The sequence below is a fragment of the Rhizobium sp. RSm-3 genome (genome assembly GCF_001854685.1).
Lineage (GTDB): Bacteria > Pseudomonadota > Alphaproteobacteria > Rhizobiales > Rhizobiaceae > Rhizobium > Rhizobium ecuadorense.
The window spans coordinates 49,219-70,585 of the sequence record NZ_MAWZ01000060.1 but is presented as its reverse complement, the minus strand read 5'-3'; the positions used below and the strand labels follow the sequence as shown (position 1 = coordinate 70,585).

Genomic DNA, 21,367 nt, shown 5'->3' with positions numbered 1-21,367 from the left:
GGAAATGTAGAGGGTCCGGCCTTGAAGTCCAACCGCCCGCTGATAACATTTGTCGCAATGCACGCCGATATCGTCGACCTACGCCAGTTCTACCACTCCGAGCTCGGGCGTCTTGCCGAGCAGTCGATCGCCATGGCGCTGTCGTCGCTCTGGGTCCGGCTGCCGCAGGAGCGGCTGGTCGGCCTCGGTTATGCCGTGCCCTTCCTCGACCGCTTCCAGGCCGACACCGAGCGGACCTTCGCCTTCATGCCGGCCGGGCAGGGCGCGGTGAACTGGCCGATGGGCTCGCTGTCGTCGACGACACTGGTCTTCGACGAGGAGTTGCCGCTGCCGGATTCCTCGATCGACCGGGTGCTGATGGTGCATTCACTGGAATTTGCCGAAAGCCCGCGCGAAACGCTGAAGGAACTCTGGCGGGTGCTGGCGCCGGGCGGACGGCTGGTCATCGTCGTGCCGAACCGGCGCGGCGTCTGGGCGCGGATGGAACATACGCCCTTCGGCTCGGGCCGGCCCTATTCCCGCGGTCAGCTGACGCATCTGCTGCGCGAGACGAATTTCACCCCCGGCGCGACGGCCGAAGCGCTGTTCTTCCCGCCCTCGAAGCTCAGGACCATCCTGCGGCTTCGCCGCGCCTTCGAGCGGATCGGCCGGACGCTGTGGCCGGCTTTTTCAGGCGTCATCATCGTCGAGGCGCAGAAGCGGCTCTATCAGGGGCTGCCGGTCGCCGCACGCGCCTCCCGCCGCGTTTTCGTGCCGGTTCTGGCACCCCACGGCGTGCCTACCACGCGCAACCGGTGACACCGTCCCGGCTCTCGACAAGACCGGCATTCCGCTTTAATGCCACGTGGTCCTTTCCGGCAATTCCAAGGTCGACCCATGAGCGTAGAGATCAGCAAGCCCGTTCCGCGTCCCGGTATTCTCGATATCGCATCCTATGTGCCGGGCAAGGAACATGCGCCGGGGGTTGCCCGCGTCTACAAGCTTTCGTCCAACGAAACGCCACTCGGCGCCAGCCCGAAGGCGGTCGAAGCCTTCAAGACGGCTGCCGACAATCTGGGGCGTTATCCGGACGGGCAGGCGGTGGAATTGCGCGAGGCGATCGCCGCCGTGCATGGCCTCAACCCGGCAAACATCCTCTGCGGCAACGGTTCCGACGAGCTGCTCGGCCTGCTCTGCCATGTCTATCTCGGCGCCGGCGACGAGGGCATCATCACCGAGCACGGTTTCCTGGTCTACAAGATCCAGATCCAGGGCGCCGGCGCCACGCCCGTGGTCGTCAGGGAAAAGGATCACACCGTCGATGTCGATGCGATCCTTGCCGCAGTGACGGAGAAAACGAAGATCGTCTTCATCGCCAATCCCGGCAATCCGACAGGCACTTATGTCCCGGTTAGCGAAATCCGCCGCCTGCAGGCCGGGCTGCCGAAACATGTCGTCCTGGTGCTCGACGCCGCCTATGCCGAATATGTCCGCCGCAACGATTATGAAGCCGGCATCGAGGTCGTGTCTTCCAATGCCAATGTGGTGATGACCCGCACCTTCTCGAAAGCCTACGGACTGGCGGCGCTGCGCGTCGGCTGGATGTATGCGCCGGCCGAGATCGTCGATGCGGTGAACCGCGTGCGCGGGCCGTTCAACCTGAACGCGCCGGCGATCGCCGCCGGTGCCGCGGCCATCCGTGATCAGGCCTTCGTTCAGCAGGCCGTCTCCTTCAACCAGATGTGGCTGGAGACGCTGACCCAGGCGTTGGAAGCGATCGGCCTGAAGGTGACGCCATCCGTCGCCAATTTCGTGCTCATCCATTTCCCCGAGATCGACGGCAAGCGCGCCGCCGATGCCGACGATCTCTTGACGAGCCGCGGCTACATCCTGCGCGCGGTGCGCAGTTACGGCTTTTCCAATGCGCTGCGCATGAGCATCGGCCCCGAAGAGGCCAACCGCGGCGTCATCGACGCGCTCAGTGAATTTATGGGACACAAGGCATGAACGTGCAGTTCGATCGTATCGCGCTGATCGGCATCGGTCTGATCGGCTCTTCGCTTGCCTACGATATCCGGCGGCTCGGCCTTGCAAGGGAGATCGTCGTCGCCACACGCAGCCCCGATACGCTGAAGCGGGCCGAAGAGCTCGGCCTCGGCGACCGCTACACGACCTCTTCGGCCGATGCCGTCAAGGATGCCGATCTGGTGATCGTCTCGGTGCCGGTCGGCGCTTCGGAAAGTGTGGCGAAAGAGATCGCGGCAAGCCTGAAACCCGGGGCAATCATTACCGATGTCGGCTCCACCAAGGCCTCCGTTATCGCGCAGATGCAGCCGCATATCCCGGCCGGCGTGCATTTCATCCCCGGCCATCCGCTGGCCGGCACGGAGAAATCCGGCCCCGATGCCGGCTTTCCCGGTCTCTTCGAAAGCCGCTGGTGCATCTTCACGCCGGTCGCCGGCACCGACGAGACGGCGCTGAAACGGCTGCGCAGCTTCTGGGAAGCGCTCGGCTCGAAGGTCGACGAGATGGATGCGGAGCATCACGACAAGGTGCTGGCGATCGTCTCGCACCTGCCGCATATCATCGCCTACAATATCGTCGGCACAGCCGATGATCTGGAGACGGTGACGGAGTCTGAGGTTATCAAATATTCGGCCTCCGGTTTTCGCGATTTCACCCGTCTTGCCGCCTCCGATCCGACCATGTGGCGCGACGTCTGCCTGCACAATCGCGATGCGATCCTCGAAATGCTGGCGCGGTTCTCGGAGGATCTCGCCTATCTGCAGCGGGCGATCCGCTGGGGCGAGGGCGACAAGATCTTCGAACTCTTCACCCGCACGCGCGCCATCCGCCGCTCGATCGTCCAGGCCGGCCAGGATGTCGACGCACCGGATTTCGGCCGCCCCCACGCGCTGGACAAGAAGTAGCCGCGTCCGATGGTGGAGGTGGCGAGCGCAAGTCAGGCCGATATCGACTGGCTGGCTCGCGAGGATGCCAGTGCCGGCAAGGCATGGGTATCGCGATGCGTGGCGCTCGGCGAATATCTCGTCGCCCGGGAGGCCGGTGAATTCGTCGGCTTCCTGCGCTTCTCCCGCTTCTGGGGCAGGGTTCCCTACATGGAAATGATCCGCGTTCTGCCCGGCCACCGCCGATCGGGCGTCGGGACGGCGCTGTTTCTCGCCTGGGAAGACGCGATGCGCGGCGAAGGCGCCCGCCTGCTGATGACCTCGAGCGAATGCGACGAGAGCCGGCCGCAGGACTGGCATCGCCGCAACGGATTTTCCGAAACCGGCGCGATCGAGCTGCCTGGACTCCAATCGGTGCCGGAGGTCTTTTTCATCAAGCGCTTAGCCTGAAAGGCGACAGGCTCAGATCGGCGGAATCCGGCCGAGCGGGATGAAGCCGCTGACGGTGGCGTTGCCGCGATCGACGACGAGATCGACCGAGACCTTGTCCTTGCCGCCGGCCAGCGACTGCAGCAGCTTCGTCGCTGTCTTGACGGTCGGGGCGATATCCGGGAAGGCCTGTTTCAGGCTGTCGCCCCAGGGACCAAGCTGCTCGATCTCCAGCTTGAATTTTCCCGAGAGCAGCCCCCGTTCGTCGAAGGAGAAGGGGCCCGTCAGCGTCATCACCTTGCCGTCGCCGATGTCGGCAACGATGCGGCGCAGTTCGCCGGAGGCACCGTTGAGGCCGTTCGGGTCACTGCCGTCGATCAGGCCGGCTTTGCCGGCGACGGTCAGATCGATGCTGGCAGACAATTTCGGGAAGATCTGCGGCCAGTCCTTGATCGCGGTGTTGGCATCCTGCACGGAGATCGCGCCGTCGAGATCGGCTCCGTTCTGGCGCAGATGGATTTCGGTGCGGGCGGCATCGAAACTGATGGTCTGGCCGGTGTAGGAGGAGACCGCCGTCGCCTTCAGACCCTCGATGACAGTCGAGCTGCGGTCGATGCCCCTGAGCCTCGTCGCCAGGCTCGCTTGCAGGTTTGCCCATTGCGCCGAGATCGAAAGGCCGTTGCTGGTACGGATCTCGGCCGGCGAATCGAGCTCCCAGACGATATTGCCGGGCGCATAGACCTGGGCTGCCGAACGCAGCGCGCCGAAGGTGGCCGAGACGCCATTGACAGTGTCGTCGACATCGATCTTGGAGCAGAACAGGCCGATCCGGAAAGGATAGCCGCGGAATTCGATATCGGAGCATTCGCCGCTGACGCCGGCCTGGTCGCGCGGTGCGATCGCCTTCAGCACCGTGGTCTTCAGCGTCGATGCCGCATAGAACCAGCCGCCGGTATAAAGCGCGATCACCAGGAGGATGCCGCCGCCCAGCAGCCAGAATTTCTTACCGCTGCCGGATTGGCTGCTGCCGGATTGGCTTGACGCTGCCATGATGTTCTCCAATGGTGAATCGCAAATGTGATTCCGGTCTGGCGTGCGATATGGACGAATTTTGGGTATTTGGCTACGGTTCGCTGATGTGGAATCCGGGCTTCGAATTCATGGAGCGGGCAGAGGCTCTGATCTACGGCTACAGGCGCTCGCTCTGCGTCCGCTCTTTCGTCCATCGCGGTACGCGCGACAATCCCGGCCTGGTTCTCGGCCTCGACAGGGGCGGCGCCTGCCGCGGCATGGCGTTCCGCATTTCCCCGGAAAAATGGGATGAGGTGATCGATTATCTCCGCGCCCGCGAGCTGGTGACCAATGTCTACCTGGAACGCCGGGTGCAGCTGCAGCTTGCCGGCCGGCGTCGGATGGAGGCGGTGACTTACATCGCTGATCGCGACCACGAGCAATATGCCGGGACGCTCGACGCGCTGGCGGCGGCACGGGTGGTGAACGAGGCCAAGGGCCAGTCGGGCCCCAACGATGCCTATGTCTTCAACACGCTGGCGCATCTGCAGCAGATGGGCATTCGCGACCATTGGCTGGAACAGGTGGTCGACGAAGTGGAGCGGCTGCGCGCCGCTTGATTTAAGCGGTCGCTGCTTTCAGCTTACGAAGCTCTGCCAGTCTTTCGAGCGCTGTCGGCGGCAGCGGCACATGCGGATTGCGTTCCACGGTTTCGAGCAGAAGCTCGTCGCTTGCCCGCTCCGATACTTCGATCAGATGGGCGAAAAACGCGTCCGGATCCATTCCCGGCATGATCGGCGGCAGGATCTTCACCTTGAAATGGCCGGGATAACGACGAATGCTCCGCCGCGGCCAGAACAGGCCGGGGTGCATGACGATCGGCACCACGGGGATGGCGAGATCGCGGTACATGCGGGCGATGCCGTATTTATAGACCGGCTCGGCGCCCGGCGGCCGGCGGGTGCCCTCGGGATAGATGATCAGCTGGCGGCCGGTCGAGAGCTCTTCCTTCGTGCGCTTGAGCACTTCCACCATCACCTTGCCGCGGGCGCCGCGATCGACCGGGATCACCCGCTGCTTCTTGGCATACCAGCCGAACAGCGGAATCCACATCAACTCGCGCTTCAGAATGTAGACCGGGTCCTTCAGCCAGGGCAGCAGCGCATAGGTATCCCAGAAAGACTGGTGCTTCGGCGCCAGAATGTAGCTGCCATCCGGCAGGTTCTCCAAGCCTTCGATCTCGAAGGTGGTGCCGACGATCACCCGCATCAACCAATGATTGGAGCGCGCCCAGTTCTTCGGGATCGCATAGGCGGTCAGGCGCGGCGCCAGGAAATAATAGGGCGAGAGCACGATCATCCGGATGATGAGATTGGCGTAGAAGATCGTGTTGAAGAGGACGGAACGCAGGGCGATCATGAAACTTTCCCGAGGCATGCTCACGCGACCGGCCTACACGATATTGCCCGCCATAAAAAGCGTTTGATGACGTCCCAGAACAGGAATCAGATTTTTGGCCGGGCCTAAAATCTGAATCCTGTTTTAAATTAAAGAGTTGGAGCGTGATGTCATGAGGAAACCGCTCACACTTTTCGGCGTCATGCTCTGGTAAAACCGTCAGTTCTCGCCCGAGGCGCTTGCCGAGCGCAGCCCGGTGTGGCGGCCGAAGCCGGTGATGTTGCGGGCGCCGGTCAGCAGCACTTTGACATATTCGGCCAGCATGACGCGCATCGCATTCGGGTCGGTGAACCAGTTGCGGCTCTTCAAATCCGAATTGACCACGGGATAAGCGATGAACTCAATGTCGGGATCGACATAGGAAAGCTCGGCGAGGCTCCGCGGCATGTGGTAGTTGTTGGTGACGATCAGAACGCTGCGATAGCCCTTGGCGTGGATCCAGTTCGAAGCTTCCTCGGCATTGCCGATCGTGTCGATCGCATCATAGCCGATATCGACGCAGCAGGAGAAGAGATCGGCCGAGCCCTGCGTCATCCTGCGGATCTGCGCCGGGGTCGTCGTCGGGTGGACGCCGGAGATGAGCAAGCGCTTGCCGGCACCTTTCTGCAGCAGCTCCACGGCCTGGTCGATGCGCTGGTAGCCCCCCGTCAACACCACGATCGCATCGGCCTTCGGTTCGGCCGGGGGCTTCAGCGTCGTGACCGAATCGGCAAACCGCAGGAAACCGCCGAACACCAGCGCGATCGCCAGCACGCAGGCGAAACCGCCCCAGCGCAACAGGCGGCGGAACAGCCCGCGCCGCGGCGGCAGAGCCGCCGGGCGGTCAAGCCCCGGGTCCTGATGAATCGGGTTGGGTGTCGTGTCTCCCATGGTCATGAATCGTGACTATACGCTGATTGCGGCGCGGAACAGACGCTTTCATGACAAAACGGCATGGTCACGATCAACTCGCAATGCCGTCGGTGCGTGTCGGGTCCGAGCGCAATGTATCGATTTCATAGATCGTCCGCATGACGGTCAGCCGCGCCGTAAACGTCGTCAGAAGGGCGATGACGATCATCGTCGCGAAGATGCCGGCATAGCCGAGCACGCCGACGGAGAAGGTGCCGAAGAGCGCGGTCGCCTGGTCCGTTTCCGGGGTGGCCAGGGTGCGGCTCTGCCAGAAGCCGGCGGTGGCGAAAAAGAGCGCGGCAAGGGCGCTGCCGATCGCCGAGCCCTTGAGGCTGATCTTCAGGAAATGCTTCTGGAATTCGGTGGCGACGAAGGAGCTTTCGGCGCCGACGAAATGCAGCACTTCGACGATGTGGCGGTTGCCCGACAGCGCGCCGCGCGTGGCGAAGACGACGGTCAGCACCATCGCCGAGAAGACCAGCAGCAGGATGCCGGTGCCGATCATGACTGTGGTGTGCGCCATGGACACCAGCCGGTCGACCCAGGTGCGGTGATCGTCGAGGGTGGCCTGCGGGATGCTGTCTTTCAGCAGCGCCCGCATGGAATCGAAATCCGGCGGATTGCTCTCGTCGATGGTGATGATGACGAGGCGGGGAACGGGCAGATCCTTGAGATCGAGGCCGGGGCCGAGCCAGGGTTCAAGCAGGCGGGCGGTCGCCGCCTCGTCGACGATCTGGCCGCTCTTGGTGCCGACGAAGGTCAGCGCCAGGTCGCGCGCCTGGGTCAGCGCCTTTTCCATGTCGAGATTGTCGTCCGGCTTGATCTGGATGGTGATCTCGCGGGAGATCTGGCTCTCCCAGCTTGCCGCCGTCGAACGCACCATGCTGACGCCGCCGAGCGTCAGGCAGGCGAGAAAGGCCATGATCGATATCACCACCATCAGGGCGCTGCCCTGGATGTTGGACGGCGGCAGGATCGGCGCGGTCGGGCGTACGCGCATTTCCGGCCGCTTCTGCTCCGCCTTGCCAGGCGTCTTGTCCGGGTTTCTGGATGGGGGCTCAGTCATAGATATCGAGATGCCCCCCCGAGAGGATCATGCGGCGGGCCTCCACCTGTTCCATCAGCGCCAGGTCATGCGTGGCAATCACAACGGCGGTGCCGAGGCGGTTCAGCTCAAGGAAAAGATTGAGCAGGCGCTTGGCCATCGGCGGGTCGACATTGCCTGTCGGTTCGTCGGCAAGCAGCACTTCCGGCCGGTCCATCAGCGCCCGGGCGATCGCGGCGCGCTGTTTCTCGCCGCCGGAGAGTACCGGCGGCAGCACGTTGATGCGTTCGCCGAGGCCGACCCATTTCAGCAATTCCAGGACGTCGGTCTTGTAGGAACTCTCGTCCTTGCCGCGCACGCGTAAGGGCAAGGCGACATTCTCATAGGTGGTGAGATGATCGAGCAGGCGGAAATCCTGGAAGACGATGCCGACGCGGCGGCGCAGCAGCGGCAGTTCGGGGCGCGGGATTTCGGAAATGTCGCGCCCGAACATGCGGATCAGGCCGCGTGTCGGCTGCAGCGACATGAAAAGCAGCCTGAGCAGCGAGGTTTTGCCGGCCCCCGATGGGCCCGTCAGGAACTGAAAGGATTTCTTCGGAATATCGAAGGTCAGGTCCCGGAGGATTTCCGGGCCCATGCCATAGCGCAAACCGACATTCTCGAAGTGGATCAACGGGCAGCTCAGTCTGTTGTGGGTTTCACCGCGTGACTTGTTAACCAACACCGTTAACAGCCGGTAAATTTTGCCGGAAAGACGCCCGATTGATGGCGATCTTTGCGAAGCATTAACCATTAAAATTTACGACTGAGCAGGATTCGTTTCAATGCCAGATTTCCTCTGGCAGCGAAACCATGTGGACATCTGCGAGGCAGCCACCATGGAAGCATCCTCCTTCAGCCGCCGGACACCGGGCCAGGCCTATGATTTCCTGCCGCCGGAACCTGCCGCCCGCCAATACCGCGCGGCGCGTCCCGCCGATATTTCCGACGCCGAATTCGTGACGCTCGGCAAAGTCCGACCGAAGGAATTTTCCGCAAGGACCTATAACGACAGCCGCAGGCGCGCGGCTGGCGCTCAGGCGGCACAGGCGCTGCCGACGCCCGTAATGGCAGCTGTCCTGCGCGATCTGGAATCCTTCCTGCAGCGCGCTTCGCTGTGGAGCTTCGCAGGTTTGGTGCTGGCGCTCGCCGTTCTCGTCTTCGGGCTTGCGGGCGGCTTTTCCGGCCTTTCCGCCAAGCCTGCCTATTCCGGAGCGCCGCTGCATTTTACCCATGTGACGGTGACGCCGCGCGACGCGAACGGCATGCGCGTGCTTGATATTAACGGCATCATCGAAAACGACAGCGGCACGACGCAGACGGTGCAACCGATCCGCGCCGATCTCGTCACCGACGAGCGGCTGACCGCCAGCATCGTCATCAATCCGCCCTCCGATGTCATTTATGGCGGCCAAAGCCGGGGCTTCTCGGCCCGTGTGCAGCATGCCGGCGGAAAACTGCCGGAGGTCCGGCTTTCGTTCCTGCCGTAGAGAGCACTGGAAACCTGGACGAAACTGAAATTCGAACCAGATCATCGGGCGTTTTATTTCATACTGGATCGCTCAGGCTTGCGGCGCGTCCTGGTTGGTTACGGCCCACGGAAACGGAAAATAGTTAAAAACTTAAATTCCGGTCGTCGTGTGTCGCTCCTACTTTTCGTTTTCTCCCACGTATCCAGCGATAATGTCGGACAAGATGTCGCCGTTCAGAACGTTTTCATTTCCGAAGAAACGGGAAATTTCCACATGATCGTCCTCGAAAACCGATATCTCAATTCGCTCGCCGACCAGTGTCGCGTGAATATCGATTGTCTCGTCGCGATACCTGCTGATGAGGTATTTTATCCCAGCCTCATCAAGTAGCCTTAAAATCTTGAAGACCGGCGAGCTCATGCGATTCCTCCTTTGTGCAGTATTTTATCCAGAATGACTTCAGTTTAGTCTCGCCAGAGTTCATTTGTCAGTATCCAGGAGGAGAGTAGGCACCGCGGCCATTTGTTGGTCAATCTGTTGACCGGTCGGGAGCGCCAGCTTCTCCACGGTCTAGCTGACTGAAACCCGTTTCGAAAGTCTTCAGAATGAGGTCAACCGATGTGGTTGGTTCGGATCGCTCGTAAGCCGGCGTGTGTTCGTTGATGGGATGGCTCGCGTAATGGCCGGGAAGGAATAGCAACGTGTCCTTCTCTGACCGCGTCAGCTTCGTGTTGTCGGTGCTCCTGTTCGACAAACGGTATCGGCGATCCAGCCCTATCAGGGTCGCATGATTGTCCGCCGGAAGCGGTTCTATAGAAGTAATCGCACCTCGATATCCCGCATCGCTCCCCGAGATCGCTCCTGTCCTGCGATCAAAAGTCAGGTTTTCCTGTGTCGTTAATCTGCGTGCGAAAATCGTATCGGCATCCAGCCCGACCACGATACATGTCAATGGAATGCATCGTTCGTCGTCGTCGGCATGAAATATGTCACCGGGAAACAGGACGGAAAGTCGCTGCTCCCGGCTGCGGTCTTCGGTAAATTCCGGATGCGTGCAAATCGCCACAACTGCTTCCTGTCACGAGTTGATTCAACTTCCGCGTTTGACGATAATGTCTTCGCAGCAAGTTGCAATTGCCTCGCAGGAATTAGAGCCGGGAAAGTGATGCATGTCGGATCACACGGAGCCTACGATATTGGTGCTATCGCGTCTTTCGTGTTTGGACATGACCTTACCGGTGCAAGACGCCGGATTGAACATCTCCGCGATCGGCCGAGAGTGGTGATTGGCGGCATTTGATGCTAATTCCGCGTTAATTTCATAACCTGCGAGGCTGTTTCACGCTCGCATATGTGCTAACGGCTTACCCTTCTTTTCATGGAGCAAGCCCTTATGCCTGTCGTGCGCGGAAAAAATATCGAGCCGCTCTTCACTGCCGAGCAGATCGCCGAGCGCAATCATTCGATGGCGCGGGAGATCGCCAACGGCCCGACCAAGGACCTGCTCGTCATCGCCGTGCTCAAGGGGTCGTTCATCTTCGCCGCCGACCTGATCCGTGCCCTGCATGATAGCGGCCTTGCTCCGGAGGTCGAGTTCATCACGCTGTCGAGCTATGGCATCGGTACGGTCTCGCAGGGTGTGCGCATCGTCAAGGATATCGATAGCGACGTCCACGGCCGCGACGTCCTGTTGATCGACGATATCCTCGAATCCGGCCGGACGCTGCTGTTTGCCAAGGAATTGCTGTTCGAGCGCGGCGCGCGCAACGTCACCATCGCCGTGCTGCTCGACAAGCGCGTCAAGCGCAAGGAAAAGCTGGAGGCTGATTATGTCGGCTTCGAATGCCCCGACTATTTCGTCGTCGGCTACGGCATGGACGTTGCCTATGCCTTTCGCGAACTGCCCTTCGTCGGCGTGGTGACCGGCGACGCCTGAGCTGCCGCATAATGGCAGAGGCCGCCTTGCCATTCGAGACGGGTTGTTAACCATTCCGCCCATCGCTTCGATATCTTTACCGATCGAAAAGGAAAGTCTGGTGATTTCCGTCGTGGGCTGAAGACGGAGCAATGCACATATGGCAAGAATTCTGATTACGGAAGACGAGGACTCCCTGCGGTCTTTCGTAGCCCGGGCGCTCAGGCTCGACGGTCACGAGACCGATGAAGCGGCCGATGGCGCCGAGGGACTGGAGAAGCTGAGGGAGGGGGCCTACGACCTGCTGCTTTCGGATATCCGCATGCCCGTGATGGACGGGATCGAACTCGCCCATCAGGCAAAGGATGCCTTTCCCGGCCTGAAGATCCTGCTGATGACCGGCTATGCCGAGCAGCGCGAACGGGCCGACGATCTTGCCGAAAAGATCATCGACGTCGTCGCCAAGCCATTCGCGCTTCCCGATATCCGCAAGGCGGTCGCCAGAGCGCTCGTCGCCTGAAGCATGATGCCCAAACGCCTGAGCCGGTCTCGGGCGACGTCATGCACAGTTTTGCGTGACATATCGCTTAGCGCGCCGCCGATCCATTATACGGCGGCGTAAGCCTTACTGAATATCCAGCAACCGTTCGAGATACCGCCGTTCCATTTCCTGCGGCGGATTGTTGCCGAGCTTTTCGCGGATCGCGTCGAGGATTTCCCGGGCGCGCTGAACGTCGATTTCGTCGGGCACCTTCACGCTGTTGTCGCCGAACTCCGGCCCCTGGTTCCGACGTAGCCGGCCGAGCGGGTCGCGGCCATTCTGATCCCCCTGGCCCACCTGGCCGTTCGGACCTTGGCCCTGCTGGCCCTGTTGCGCCTGCATCATCTGGTTCATCATGTCGCGGGCGCCCTGGCGAAGCGCTTCGAGCGCGCGGCCCTGGCCCTCGACGGCCGGCTGGCCGCGGCCCTGGCCGAGTTCACGGCCCGCACCTTCCATCTCGCGTTGCGCCTGGCCGAAGCCGGGGCCGGGCTTCATACCCAATTCGCCGAGGCTTTTCTGCAATTCGCCGAGCTGCTTGCCGAGCGCATCCTGCTGGGCGCGCAGCTGCTTCAACGCCTCGCGCAGCTGCTCGGCGGTCATCTGGTCGGAGGGCTGTTGGCCGTCCTTGCCTTGCTGACCCTGCTGCTGATCCTGCGGCTCGCCATTCTCTCCGGGGTTCATTTCGTCGAGCAGCGGATCGTTCTCGCCCATGTCGGGTTCGCCGCGCTGCATGCGGTCCCTGAGCTGCTGGTCGAGACGGAAGGTCTGGTCCATCAGCTTCTGCTGGTCGCGCAGGATCTCGCCGAGCTTGTCGATCTGCTTGCGGGCCTCGCTGTTTTCCTGATTCTGCTGACCACGCTGCGGCCGGCCCGCCTGCAGGTTGTTCATCATGCGCTGCAATTCCGACAGCATCTGCTGGGCTGCGTCGCGATTGCCGGAGCGGGCGAGATTCTCGATCTGGTCCATCATCCGTTCCAGATCCTGCTGGCGCAGGATGTTCTGGGCGTTCTGGTTCGGCTGCATCGGCGCGTTCTGCATGCGTTGGGCAAGCTCGGTCATATAGTCCTGCATCGCCTTACGCAGCTCATCCATCAGCTTCTTGATCTCTTCGTCCGGCGCGTTGCGGTCCAACGCGTCGGCAAGTTTCTGCTGAGCCTCGCGCAGCTTGCGCTCGGCAAGCGAAAGATCGCCGTCCTCCATGCCGAGAGCGATCTCCCACAGATACTGGGCCGTATCCTTCAGCGCTTCGTCGCTTTTTGCGAGCTTCATGCGGGTCAAGGCGGATTCCAGCAACAGATAATTGGTGAGCTTGGGGATGGTCTCCTCGGGACGGATGGTCAGCGCCTCGTTCAGCGCAATCGCCTGCGGCATCTTGCGGGTGTCGAGCGCGAAAACCTGCCGCTCCTCGGCGACGGCCGCGGCAAGCGGCTCGTTGAAGGGCCGCGACGGCAGGATCATCTCATGCGGCGGGCTGCGGCCGGTCTGGCCGGCGCCATCCCTGGCGACGAGCGTCACGCGCACGCGCTTGCCGGCAAGCGGATGTTCGGTCAGGTTGCGGCTGGTCACGCCCTTGGCGTCGCGGGCATTGCGGCGGGGAATATCCAGCCGGTATTCCGGCAAGGGATAGAGCGGCGTCGCCGCCGGATCGTTTTCCAGAGGGACGATCTCCGCATGCGCCTCCTGGACGCCGTAATCGTCCTTGACGGTGAAGCCGATTTCAAGCGCGCCGTTGACGCTGGGCTTCGGCAAACCGTCGAAGGCGATCTCCGGCGCCTTGTCGGGCTGGACCTCGAAGCTCCAGCGGCGGCCGTTGACTTCGAGGGCGCCATTCTCTTCGAGCTTCATCACATGCGTCTGGGCGACAAGTGCCTGGCTGGCGGGGGGCTGGCCGGTGGAGGCCTGGCCGGTCGGGGCCGTCTTCGGCTGTTCGCTGCCTGCTGCCGTCGCCTGCTGCGGCTTGGCGTCCGCCTGCACGGCAATATCCTGCGCCTGGCCGTTCGCCTTGCGGAACACGACCTTTTCGGCGGTCTTTCCGCCGCTGACACGGACGGAGAGGCCCGAAAACTGCGGAATGCCGATCGGCGCCTGCTCGCTGCCGTCGGCGGTCAGGTAGACCGGGGCGCGGCCGGTATAGGCGGGCGGCGTCACCCAGGCATCGATGCGCACCGCCGGATCGACCGTCACCTGCTCGGGTGCCGCCTGAAACGCGTCGCCGAGCGAGCCGCCGTTGATGGAGAGCGAATAGGCAAAGGCGGTGACCAGCAGCAGCGCCGGTACGGCGCGCAGCGCGAAACGGTCATGCGCAGCGATATCCGGCCGCGGCAGTCCGGCATCGAGGGCTGCGATCTTTTCGGCCATGCGGGTCTGGTGCTCGCGCCAGAGCGCCCGGGCGAAGGGCGTATCGAAGGCCGGCTCGTCTTCCTGGACGGTGACCGGCTGGTGCGGCAGGCCGTTGCGCTCTTCCAGCATGCGGTCGGCTTCGGCGACGCCCGGCCAGCGCAGGCTGCGCAAGGGCAGGAGCGAGACGAGAAAGGCGGCGGCAAAGGCAATCAAAAGCAGGATGCGCAGCCAGTCCGGCACGCTGCGGAAGACCCCGAACCAGGAGGCCGAGAGATAAAGGGCGATGACTGCCAGGACGGGCATCAAGGGCGGCAGCAACTGCTCGAAAAACAGCACCACGCGCGCCAGCAGGCGTTTTATCGTCACCAGCCGGGCAAGCGAGGGGCGGAGCGCAAACGCACCTTTCCTCTGCCTTGAGGGGCTTGTCATCGGTCCGGTCTCCGCGATCTGGCGTTCTGAAACAGAGGGCGCTTCCGGCGATTGCAGGGCAATACGCTCATCACTGACAAGGATAACACTCTTTGTGGCGAAGGCGAGGGCGAGCGGCCGGCAATACCGGCTTTTCACGTTTATTCGCCAAAAAGTGATGGCTGCTTAGTCGAGCCAGGCGGGAACCGAGTCGAGGCCGATCAGCTCCGCATAGGTTCTGCGCGGGCGAATCGTATGGAAATCGCTGCCCTTGACCAGAACCTCCGGCACCAGCAGCCGGCTGTTATAGGTGCCGGCCTGCACCGCGCCATAGGCGCCGGCCGTGCTGACAGCCATCAGGTCGCCTGGCTTCGGCATCGCCATCTCGCGGTCGAGCGCCAGATAATCGCCGGTCTCGCAGACGGGGCCGACGACGTCGGCGCGGATGCGCGGGGCGTTCGCCGCCGAAATCGTCACCGGGCGGATCTCGTGATAGGCCTCGTAGAGGGTCGGGCGGATCAGATCGTTCATCGCGCCGTCGACGATGACGAAGGTCTTCTCACCGCCGTCCTTCACATAGAGGACCTCGGTCACCAGGATACCGGCATTGCCGACGATCAGGCGGCCGGGCTCGGTGATGATCTTGCAGTTGAGGCCGCGCAGCTGGTTCTTGACGATCGCCGCATAGGCGTCCGGCAGCGGCGGCGGATTGTTGTCGTCCTTATAGGGGATGCCGAGGCCGCCGCCGATATCGACGTGATCGATGCTGTGGCCGTCGGCGCGCAGCGTCGCGACAAGATCGTGCAGCAGCTTGAAGGCGTCGTCGAAGGGCTGCAATTCGGTGATCTGGCTGCCGATATGCATGTCGATGCCGGTGACTTCGATGCCCGGCAGTTTGGCGGCATGGGCATAGATGGCGCGGGCACGCTCCCAGGAGATGCCGAACTTGTTTTCTTTCTTGCCGGTCGAGATCTTCGAATGGGTCTTCGCATCGACATCGGGATTGATGCGGAAGGAGACCGGCGCTTTCGCGCCGGCCTTGACGGCGCGCTGGTTGAGGATTTCAAGCTCGGGCTCGGATTCGACGTTGAAGCAGTAAATGCCTGCCTCGAGAGCGAAATCCATCTCTTGCGGCGTCTTACCGACACCTGAAAACATGATGCGGCTGGCCGGAATGCCGGCGGCGAGCGCGCGGCGCAGCTCGCCTTCGGAGACGACGTCGATGCCGGCGCCGAGGCGGCCGAGCGTCTTCAGCACCGCCTGGTTCGAATTCGCCTTCATCGCGTAGCAGACCATGGAGTCCATCTCGGCGAAGGCTTCGGAGAAGACCCGGTAATGGCGCTCCAGCGTCGCAGTGGAATAGACGTAGAAGGGCGTTCCGACCGCCCTGGCGATCTCGGGAACGGGGACGTTTTCGGCATGCAGGACGCCGTCGCGGTACTCGAAATGGTTCACGGGCTTATGCCTTAAAGAAGGGGATCGAGAAGGAAGGGCTTGTCGACGGTTCCCGGCTGTTTCGTCGGCTTGGAAACGTCACCTTCCTTGGATGCCGCAGCACTCGGCGGATCGAGTTCGCCTTTGCGCCCGCATCCGGCAACGGCAAGGCCGATGACGGCGAGAACCGCCGTCAGGCGGATGAGGTGCGGCAAGCTCTTCTGCATGGATATCCTCTTCGGCGGCATTTTGATGGACTTTGTCATAGCGAAGTTTATCCGCCTTGTGCACCCTGATTGTTGGACGGTCTTTGCCGCCTATGCGGCAAGGCCCCGGCGGCTTGTGCCGCCTGATATCTCTCAGTTGCGGGCACGCCAGAAGGCGATCTGCCTGCGGACTTCGGAGGGCGCCGTGCCGCCGAAGCTCTTGCGGCTGGCGACCGAGGCTTCGACGGTGAGCACGTCATAGACCTTGTCGGTGATATCAGGATGGATCGCCTGCAGATCGGCGAGCGGCAGTTCGGCAAGATCGCAGCCTTTGCTTTCGGCAAGCGCCACGGCCCGGCCGGTGACGTGATGGGCATCGCGGAAGGGCAGGCCCGCTTCGCGCACCAGCCAGTCGGCAAGATCGGTCGCCGTCGAAAAGCCGGAGCCGGCCGCCGCCTTCATGCGCGCGGTGTTGACGGTCAGGTCGCGCACCATGCCGGTCATGGCGGCGATTGCCAGTTCCAGGCTCTCGGCCGCGTCGAAGACCTGTTCCTTGTCTTCCTGCATGTCCTTGGAATAGGCGAGCGGCAGGCCCTTCATGATCGTCAGAAGGGCGACCAGCGAGCCGTTGATGCGGCCGGTCTTGGCGCGCACCAGTTCGGCGGCGTCCGGGTTCTTCTTCTGCGGCATGATCGACGAGCCTGTGGAGAAGGCGTCGGAGAGACGCACGAAACCGAATTGCGGGGTCGACCAGATGACGATCTCTTCGGCCAGGCGCGACAGGTGCATGCCTGCGATCGCGGCGATCGACAGGAATTCGATGGCGAAGTCGCGGTCGGAGACGGTGTCGATGGAGTTGCGGGTCGGCTCGCGGAAACCGAGCGCCTTGGCGGTCATATGGCGGTCGATCGGATAACCGGTGCCGGCAAGGGCCGCCGCACCGATCGGGCTTTCGTCCAGATGCTCGATGGCGTGGCGCACGCGCGAGCGGTCGCGGCCGAACATTTCGACATAGGCCATGCAATGATGGCCGAAGGTCACGGGTTGAGCGGTCTGCAGATGGGTGAAGCCCGGCATGACGCTTTCGGCATGCTCTTCGGCGCGGTCCAGGAAGGCGGCGATCAGGCCGGTCAGCATCTTCTCGGTCTTCTCAAGCTCTTCCTTCACCCAGAGGCGGAAGTCGAGCGCCACCTGGTCGTTGCGTGAGCGGGCGGTGTGCAGCCGGCCGGCGGCCGGTCCGATCAGCGTCGCCAGGCGCGCTTCGATATTCATATGGATATCTTCGAGCCGGCGCGAGAATTCGAAATTGCCGCTTTCGATTTCTGACAGGATCGTGTTTAGCCCGTGAACGATCTTGTCCTTATCGTCGGCCGATATGATCCCCTGATGGGCGAGCATGGTCGCGTGGGCGATCGAACCGCGGATATCCTGCGCGAAAAGCTTCTTGTCGAAACCGATCGAGGCATTTATCTCCTCCATGATCGCGTCCGGGCCGGAGGCGAAACGTCCGCCCCACATCTGGTTTGAAGATTTGGTATCCGTAGTGTCGGCCATGAAGGTGCCCGCCTTGAATGCATGTCCTGGAGAATGAAATGACGACAAAGAAATCCCTCGGGCTGCCATCCGTGAAATGGATCGCGATAGCCGCCGTTGCGGGCGTCGTTGCCGGTGCGGCAGCGGTATACGTGAAGGAGACGGGGATTGGCAATGGCGGCGGCGAAACGGCTTCGGCCGAATGCAAGCTTACCCGGGATCGCATCGCCAGCGTCACGCCGCTGATGAAGGGGCAGGTGGCCGCCATGGTCGCCGCCTATGAACCACGCAAGCTGACCGCGGTCTCCTTCAACGGGCCGGACGGCAAACCGCTGACGCTCGATCATTTCGCCGGCAAGACCGTGCTCCTCAATCTCTGGGCGACATGGTGCGTGCCCTGCCGCGAGGAGATGCCGGCGCTGAACGCGCTGGAAAAGGAGATGGGCAGCGACAAGTTCCAGGTCGTGCCGGTCAATATCGACAGCGGCGACGACGAGAAGCCGAAGACCTTCCTCGCCGAGACCGGCGTCGATGCGCTGCAGCTCTATCGCGACAATACGATTGCGGTGTTCAACAGCCTGAAGAAGGAGGGCCTCGCCATGGGGCTGCCGGTGACGCTGTTGCTCGACGACAAGGGATGCCTGATTTCGGCAATGAACGGCCCGGCTGCCTGGGACAGCGACGATGCCAAGGCGCTGATCAAGGGTGCGATCGGATCGTAAGGCTATCGGTCAGGAGTCGCCATCGCCTTTTATGAGAAAGACGCCCGCAAGCCCGATAAGCACGCAGCATTGCAGCAGGAACATTGGTGTTTCAGTCGACATGGCGTTTCCTCCCATTCACGGCAAGGAAAGCATTTCGCGGGCGTTCGGTCCATTCGCCCTTTCTGATGATGTCTGATTACCGCGTCGGAACCGGCACTTCACCGCGATAGTCGTAGAAGCCGCGGCCGGATTTGCGTCCGAGCCAGCCGGCTTCGACATATTTCACCAGCAGCGGGCAGGGGCGATATTTCGAGTCCGCCAGGCCGTCATGCAGCACCTGCATGATCGAGAGGCATGTGTCGAGGCCGATGAAATCGGCAAGCTGCAGCGGCCCCATCGGGTGGTTGGCGCCAAGCTTCATCGCCGTGTCGATGGCGTCGACCGTGCCGACGCCTTCATAGAGCGTGTAGATCGCCTCGTTGATCATCGGCAGCAGAATGCGGTTGACGATGAAGGCAGGGAAGTCTTCGGCGACGGTAATGGTCTTTTCCAGCGTGCCGACGAATTCCTTGGCGGCGGAGAAGGTCTTCTCATCGGTGGCGATGCCGCGCACCAGTTCGACCAGCTTCATCACCGGCACCGGATTCATGAAATGAATGCCCATGAAGCGTTCGGGGCGGTCGGTGGCGGCAGCAAGCCGGGTGATGGAAAGAGAAGAGGTGTTGGTGGCAAGCAGCGCTTCCGGCTTCAGGACCGGACAGACCTGCGCATAGATCTTGCGCTTGACCGTCTCATCCTCGGTGGCGGCCTCGATGACGAGATCGGACGGGGCGAGATCATTGACATCGGACGAGCCTGTGATGAGCGACAAGGTCGACTTGCGTTCCTCTTCGGTCATCTTGCCGTTCGTCACCAGACGGGCCAGGTTGCCGTTGATGGTGGCAAGGCCGGACTCGATGCGATCCTGCGAGAGATCGTAGATGTGAACCCTGTAACCTGCGGCGGCCGAAACATGCGCGATGCCGCAGCCCATCTGGCCGGCACCGATAATCCCAATATTCTTCAACACCGCATTCATCTCCAAACCCCCGCACGGCATTCGCCCCCGCGCTGCCGCATTTTTTAGCATACTGCCGGACGAAAGGATCGCCCGGCAGCAGTAGTAGACCGATAAAAGATAATTTTCCAGTCATTCGCAAGTGCGAAAGAAAGGCATTTGACGCGTTTGAAGCGCGCCGCGATCTTTTAGATTCGCTTCTCGCGCTTTCGGTCTTTGCGCGAGGTGCTTAGAGCGCCTTTTCCAGTTCCGGCAGAGCCTCGAACAGATCGGCGACCAGACCGTAGTCGGCAACCTGGAAGATCGGCGCCTCCTCGTCCTTGTTGATGGCGACGATCACCTTGCTGTCCTTCATGCCGGCCAGATGCTGGATCGCCCCGGAGATGCCGGCGGCGATATAAAGCTGCGGCGCCACCACCTTGCCGGTCTGGCCGACCTGCCAGTCGTTCGGCGCATAACCGGCATCGACGGCCGCACGCGAGGCGCCGACGGCAGCGCCGAGCTTGTCGGCAAGCGGCAGGATGACTTCCCTGAACTTCTCGGCAGAGCCGAGCGCCCGGCCGCCGGAGAGGATGATCTTCGCAGACGTCAGTTCCGGACGGTCGGAGGCCGACAGCGCATCGCCGACGAAACGCGACAGACCGGGATTTTGTATTGCCGGGATCGCCTCCACCGTTGCCGAGCCGCCTTCAGATGCCGAGGCAAACGAGGCGGTGCGCACGGTGATGACCTTCCTGGCATCGCTTGCCTGCACCGTCTGGATGGCATTGCCGGCATAGATCGGCCGCTTGAAGGTGTCGGATGAGATCACCTCGATGATTTCCGAGACCTGGGCGACATCGAGCAGGGCGGCGACGCGCGGCAGCACGTTCTTGCCGGTCGAGGTGGCGGCCGAGAGGATGGTGTCATAGGAACCGGCCAGTGAGACGATCAGGTCGGCAAGCGGTTCGGCGAGATTGTTGGCGAGTTCGTCGCTTTCGGCCAGCAGCACCTTCGCCACACCGGCGAGCTTGGCCGCGGCATCGGCCGCAGCCTTGGCGCCCTTGCCGGCGACGAGGATGTGAACGTCGCTTGCCTGTCCCTTGGCGATCTGGGTCGCTGCCGTCAGCGCCTTGGCGGTCTGGTCGGAAAGGCTGACATTGTCGTGGTCGGCCAGAAGAAGAATGGTCATGATGGTGTTCTCTCTTTCCTGCCTTAAAGCACGCCGGCTTCGTTCTTGAGCTTGTCGACCAGTTCGGCCACCGACTTGACCTTGACGCCGGCCTTGCGGCCACTCGGCTCCTCGGTCTTCAGCACCTTCAGCCGCGGCGTGGTGGAGACGCCGAAATCGGCCGGGCTCTTCTTGTCGAGCGGCTTCTTCTTCGCCTTCATGATGTTCGGCAGCGAGGCATAACGCGGTTCGTTCAGTCTGAGGTCCGAGGTGATCACCGCCGGCAGCTTGATCTCGATCGTCTGCAGCCCGCCATCGACCTCGCGGGTCACTTGAGCCTTGCCGTCACCAATCTCGATCTTCGAGGCGAAGGTCGCCTGGGCGGAGCCCAGCAATGCCGCCAGCATCTGGCCGGTCTGGTTGCTGTCGTCGTCGATCGCCTGTTTGCCGACGATGATCAGGCCCGGCTGTTCGGCATCGGCCACCGCTTTCAGAATCTTGGCCACAGTGAGCGGCTCGACCGCATCATCGGTCTCGACCAGGATCGCCCGGTCGGCACCCATGGCGAGCGCGGTGCGCAGCGTCTCCTCGGCCTTGGCAGGGCCGATCGAGACCACCACCACTTCCTCACACCTACCGGCTTCCTTCAGCCTGAGCGCCTCTTCCACCGAGATCTCGTCGAACGGGTTCATCGACATCTTCACATTGGCAAGCTCGACACCCGTTCCATCCGGCTTCACCCGGATCTTCACGTTGTAGTCGACGACGCGCTTGACGGGCACGAGAATCTTCATGGTGGTCCTTCCTTCAGGAGAAACTGGCTTCAGCGAAAATGCGCGTTCGCGC

Annotated in this window: 23 protein-coding genes; 9 read left to right on the top strand and 14 right to left on the bottom strand. The window is 62.3% G+C overall.

Going from position 1 to position 21,367, the window contains the following annotated elements; genetic code table 11:
* The first annotated feature begins 21 nt into the window (after positions 1 to 21).
* The 4 genes from BBJ66_RS31800 (at position 22) to BBJ66_RS31785 (ending at position 3,338) form a co-directional block, all read left to right on the top strand.
* Positions 22 to 798, top strand: coding sequence for a class I SAM-dependent methyltransferase (locus tag BBJ66_RS31800; RefSeq protein ID WP_028756431.1), 777 nt, complete (start codon positions 22 to 24; stop codon positions 796 to 798).
* 78 nt (positions 799 to 876) lie between these two features.
* Entirely contained in the window at positions 877 to 1,986 is a 1,110-nt protein-coding gene (gene hisC / locus BBJ66_RS31795; protein WP_071093190.1) for a histidinol-phosphate transaminase, read from the top strand.
* Positions 1,983 to 2,909 carry a prephenate/arogenate dehydrogenase family protein gene (locus BBJ66_RS31790; RefSeq protein ID WP_071093188.1) on the top strand — a complete coding sequence of 309 codons (927 nt, stop codon included), beginning with the start codon at positions 1,983 to 1,985 and terminating at the stop codon, positions 2,907 to 2,909. The genes hisC and BBJ66_RS31790 overlap by 4 nt, the downstream gene beginning before the upstream one ends.
* Positions 2,910 to 2,918: 9 nt before the next feature.
* Complete coding sequence (locus tag BBJ66_RS31785) at positions 2,919 to 3,338, top strand: GNAT family N-acetyltransferase (RefSeq protein ID WP_071093186.1); 420 nt, start codon at positions 2,919 to 2,921, stop codon at positions 3,336 to 3,338.
* 12 nt (positions 3,339 to 3,350) lie between these two features.
* Here the strand turns inward: BBJ66_RS31785 and BBJ66_RS31780 are convergent, their stop codons facing one another.
* Entirely contained in the window at positions 3,351 to 4,367 is a 1,017-nt protein-coding gene (locus BBJ66_RS31780) for a DUF2125 domain-containing protein (RefSeq protein ID WP_049732444.1), read from the bottom strand.
* 50 nt (positions 4,368 to 4,417) lie between these two features.
* Between BBJ66_RS31780 and BBJ66_RS31775 the strand changes: the two genes are divergently transcribed.
* Complete coding sequence (locus tag BBJ66_RS31775; protein WP_049732445.1) at positions 4,418 to 4,948, top strand: gamma-glutamylcyclotransferase; 531 nt, start codon at positions 4,418 to 4,420, stop codon at positions 4,946 to 4,948.
* Between the two features lies 1 nt (position 4,949).
* Here BBJ66_RS31775 and BBJ66_RS31770 read toward each other — a convergent pair whose 3' ends face one another.
* The 4 genes from BBJ66_RS31770 to ftsE all read right to left on the bottom strand — a co-directional run bounded on the left by BBJ66_RS31770 (position 4,950) and on the right by ftsE (position 8,395).
* A complete protein-coding gene (locus tag BBJ66_RS31770; RefSeq protein ID WP_071093184.1) occupies positions 4,950 to 5,747 on the bottom strand; it encodes a lysophospholipid acyltransferase family protein in 798 nt (265 codons plus the stop codon).
* 198 nt (positions 5,748 to 5,945) lie between these two features.
* Positions 5,946 to 6,662 (bottom strand): YdcF family protein, encoded by a 717-nt coding sequence (locus BBJ66_RS31765; protein ID WP_049732447.1) that lies wholly within the window; start codon positions 6,660 to 6,662, stop codon positions 5,946 to 5,948.
* A 67-nt stretch (positions 6,663 to 6,729) separates the two neighbouring features.
* Positions 6,730 to 7,743 carry a cell division protein FtsX gene (locus BBJ66_RS31760; protein ID WP_049732448.1) on the bottom strand — a complete coding sequence of 338 codons (1,014 nt, stop codon included), beginning with the start codon at positions 7,741 to 7,743 and terminating at the stop codon, positions 6,730 to 6,732.
* Complete coding sequence (gene ftsE, locus BBJ66_RS31755; RefSeq protein WP_003567051.1) at positions 7,736 to 8,395, bottom strand: cell division ATP-binding protein FtsE; 660 nt, start codon at positions 8,393 to 8,395, stop codon at positions 7,736 to 7,738. Before ftsE ends, BBJ66_RS31760 begins: the two co-directional genes overlap by 8 nt.
* Before the next feature lie 205 nt (positions 8,396 to 8,600).
* Between ftsE and BBJ66_RS31750 the strand changes: the two genes are divergently transcribed.
* The gene (locus BBJ66_RS31750; protein ID WP_071093408.1) at positions 8,601 to 9,251 is read left to right on the top strand and encodes a hypothetical protein; all 651 of its coding nucleotides are present in this window, start codon (positions 8,601 to 8,603) and stop codon (positions 9,249 to 9,251) included.
* A 159-nt stretch (positions 9,252 to 9,410) separates the two neighbouring features.
* Here BBJ66_RS31750 and BBJ66_RS31745 read toward each other — a convergent pair whose 3' ends face one another.
* Together BBJ66_RS31745 and BBJ66_RS31740 are read right to left on the bottom strand one after the other, a co-directional pair.
* Positions 9,411 to 9,653, bottom strand: coding sequence for a hypothetical protein (locus tag BBJ66_RS31745; RefSeq protein WP_071093182.1), 243 nt, complete (start codon positions 9,651 to 9,653; stop codon positions 9,411 to 9,413).
* 109 nt (positions 9,654 to 9,762) lie between these two features.
* A complete protein-coding gene (locus BBJ66_RS31740; protein ID WP_071093180.1) occupies positions 9,763 to 10,299 on the bottom strand; it encodes a hypothetical protein in 537 nt (178 codons plus the stop codon).
* Between the two features lie 327 nt (positions 10,300 to 10,626).
* On the opposite strand from BBJ66_RS31740, the gene hpt reads away from it, so the two are divergent.
* Positions 10,627 to 11,169, top strand: a complete 543-nt coding sequence (gene hpt, locus BBJ66_RS31735; RefSeq protein WP_003567049.1) for a hypoxanthine phosphoribosyltransferase — start codon at positions 10,627 to 10,629, stop codon at positions 11,167 to 11,169.
* Between the two features lie 139 nt (positions 11,170 to 11,308).
* Positions 11,309 to 11,668 (top strand): response regulator, encoded by a 360-nt coding sequence (locus tag BBJ66_RS31730; protein WP_071093178.1) that lies wholly within the window; start codon positions 11,309 to 11,311, stop codon positions 11,666 to 11,668.
* Positions 11,669 to 11,773: 105 nt separating this feature from the next.
* On the opposite strand, the gene BBJ66_RS31725 is transcribed toward BBJ66_RS31730, so the two are convergent.
* The 4 genes from BBJ66_RS31725 to argH all read right to left on the bottom strand — a co-directional run bounded on the left by BBJ66_RS31725 (position 11,774) and on the right by argH (position 17,631).
* Positions 11,774 to 14,458, bottom strand: coding sequence for a TIGR02302 family protein (locus tag BBJ66_RS31725; RefSeq protein ID WP_071093176.1), 2,685 nt, complete (start codon positions 14,456 to 14,458; stop codon positions 11,774 to 11,776).
* A 165-nt stretch (positions 14,459 to 14,623) separates the two neighbouring features.
* Entirely contained in the window at positions 14,624 to 15,892 is a 1,269-nt protein-coding gene (gene lysA, locus BBJ66_RS31720) for a diaminopimelate decarboxylase (protein ID WP_049732450.1), read from the bottom strand.
* An 11-nt stretch (positions 15,893 to 15,903) separates the two neighbouring features.
* Positions 15,904 to 16,098, bottom strand: a complete 195-nt coding sequence (lptM, locus tag BBJ66_RS31715) for an LPS translocon maturation chaperone LptM (RefSeq protein WP_049732457.1) — start codon at positions 16,096 to 16,098, stop codon at positions 15,904 to 15,906.
* A 132-nt stretch (positions 16,099 to 16,230) separates the two neighbouring features.
* Positions 16,231 to 17,631 (bottom strand): argininosuccinate lyase, encoded by a 1,401-nt coding sequence (argH, locus tag BBJ66_RS31710; protein WP_071093174.1) that lies wholly within the window; start codon positions 17,629 to 17,631, stop codon positions 16,231 to 16,233.
* A 38-nt stretch (positions 17,632 to 17,669) separates the two neighbouring features.
* Here argH and tlpA point away from each other — a divergent pair, with 38 nt between their 5' ends.
* A complete protein-coding gene (gene tlpA / locus BBJ66_RS31705; protein WP_049732452.1) occupies positions 17,670 to 18,332 on the top strand; it encodes a thiol:disulfide interchange protein TlpA in 663 nt (220 codons plus the stop codon).
* Positions 18,333 to 18,510: 178 nt separating this feature from the next.
* On the opposite strand, the gene BBJ66_RS31700 is transcribed toward tlpA, so the two are convergent.
* The 3 genes from BBJ66_RS31700 to BBJ66_RS31690 form a co-directional block, all read right to left on the bottom strand.
* Entirely contained in the window at positions 18,511 to 19,392 is an 882-nt protein-coding gene (locus tag BBJ66_RS31700; RefSeq protein ID WP_018069239.1) for a 3-hydroxybutyryl-CoA dehydrogenase, read from the bottom strand.
* Positions 19,393 to 19,600: 208 nt separating this feature from the next.
* Positions 19,601 to 20,542 carry an electron transfer flavoprotein subunit alpha/FixB family protein gene (locus BBJ66_RS31695; RefSeq protein ID WP_071093172.1) on the bottom strand — a complete coding sequence of 314 codons (942 nt, stop codon included), beginning with the start codon at positions 20,540 to 20,542 and terminating at the stop codon, positions 19,601 to 19,603.
* A 23-nt stretch (positions 20,543 to 20,565) separates the two neighbouring features.
* Complete coding sequence (locus tag BBJ66_RS31690) at positions 20,566 to 21,315, bottom strand: electron transfer flavoprotein subunit beta/FixA family protein (protein WP_071093170.1); 750 nt, start codon at positions 21,313 to 21,315, stop codon at positions 20,566 to 20,568.
* Positions 21,316 to 21,367: the final 52 nt, after the last annotated feature.

Bases quoted from the DNA above. Each gene is read 5' to 3' on its own strand.
- BBJ66_RS31730 (WP_071093178.1), top strand. From the start codon at position 11,309: ATGGCAAGAATTCTGATTACGGAAGACGAGGACTCCCTGCGGTCTTTC.
- BBJ66_RS31785 (WP_071093186.1), top strand. From the start codon at position 2,919: ATGGTGGAGGTGGCGAGCGCAAGTCAGGCCGATATCGACTGGCTGGCT.
- BBJ66_RS31690 (WP_071093170.1), bottom strand. From the start codon at position 21,315: ATGAAGATTCTCGTGCCCGTCAAGCGCGTCGTCGACTACAACGTGAAG.
- BBJ66_RS31695 (WP_071093172.1), bottom strand. From the start codon at position 20,542: ATGACCATTCTTCTTCTGGCCGACCACGACAATGTCAGCCTTTCCGAC.
- BBJ66_RS31745 (WP_071093182.1), bottom strand. From the start codon at position 9,653: ATGAGCTCGCCGGTCTTCAAGATTTTAAGGCTACTTGATGAGGCTGGG.
- BBJ66_RS31700 (WP_018069239.1), bottom strand. From the start codon at position 19,392: ATGAATGCGGTGTTGAAGAATATTGGGATTATCGGTGCCGGCCAGATG.
- BBJ66_RS31790 (WP_071093188.1), top strand. From the start codon at position 1,983: ATGAACGTGCAGTTCGATCGTATCGCGCTGATCGGCATCGGTCTGATC.
- BBJ66_RS31775 (WP_049732445.1), top strand. From the start codon at position 4,418: ATGGACGAATTTTGGGTATTTGGCTACGGTTCGCTGATGTGGAATCCG.
- BBJ66_RS31750 (WP_071093408.1), top strand. From the start codon at position 8,601: ATGGAAGCATCCTCCTTCAGCCGCCGGACACCGGGCCAGGCCTATGAT.
- BBJ66_RS31765 (WP_049732447.1), bottom strand. From the start codon at position 6,662: ATGACCATGGGAGACACGACACCCAACCCGATTCATCAGGACCCGGGG.
- hisC (WP_071093190.1), top strand. From the start codon at position 877: ATGAGCGTAGAGATCAGCAAGCCCGTTCCGCGTCCCGGTATTCTCGAT.
- lptM (WP_049732457.1), bottom strand. From the start codon at position 16,098: ATGCAGAAGAGCTTGCCGCACCTCATCCGCCTGACGGCGGTTCTCGCC.
- hpt (WP_003567049.1), top strand. From the start codon at position 10,627: ATGCCTGTCGTGCGCGGAAAAAATATCGAGCCGCTCTTCACTGCCGAG.
- tlpA (WP_049732452.1), top strand. From the start codon at position 17,670: ATGACGACAAAGAAATCCCTCGGGCTGCCATCCGTGAAATGGATCGCG.
- argH (WP_071093174.1), bottom strand. From the start codon at position 17,631: ATGGCCGACACTACGGATACCAAATCTTCAAACCAGATGTGGGGCGGA.
- BBJ66_RS31725 (WP_071093176.1), bottom strand. From the start codon at position 14,458: ATGACAAGCCCCTCAAGGCAGAGGAAAGGTGCGTTTGCGCTCCGCCCC.
- BBJ66_RS31780 (WP_049732444.1), bottom strand. From the start codon at position 4,367: ATGGCAGCGTCAAGCCAATCCGGCAGCAGCCAATCCGGCAGCGGTAAG.
- BBJ66_RS31770 (WP_071093184.1), bottom strand. From the start codon at position 5,747: ATGATCGCCCTGCGTTCCGTCCTCTTCAACACGATCTTCTACGCCAAT.
- BBJ66_RS31760 (WP_049732448.1), bottom strand. From the start codon at position 7,743: ATGACTGAGCCCCCATCCAGAAACCCGGACAAGACGCCTGGCAAGGCG.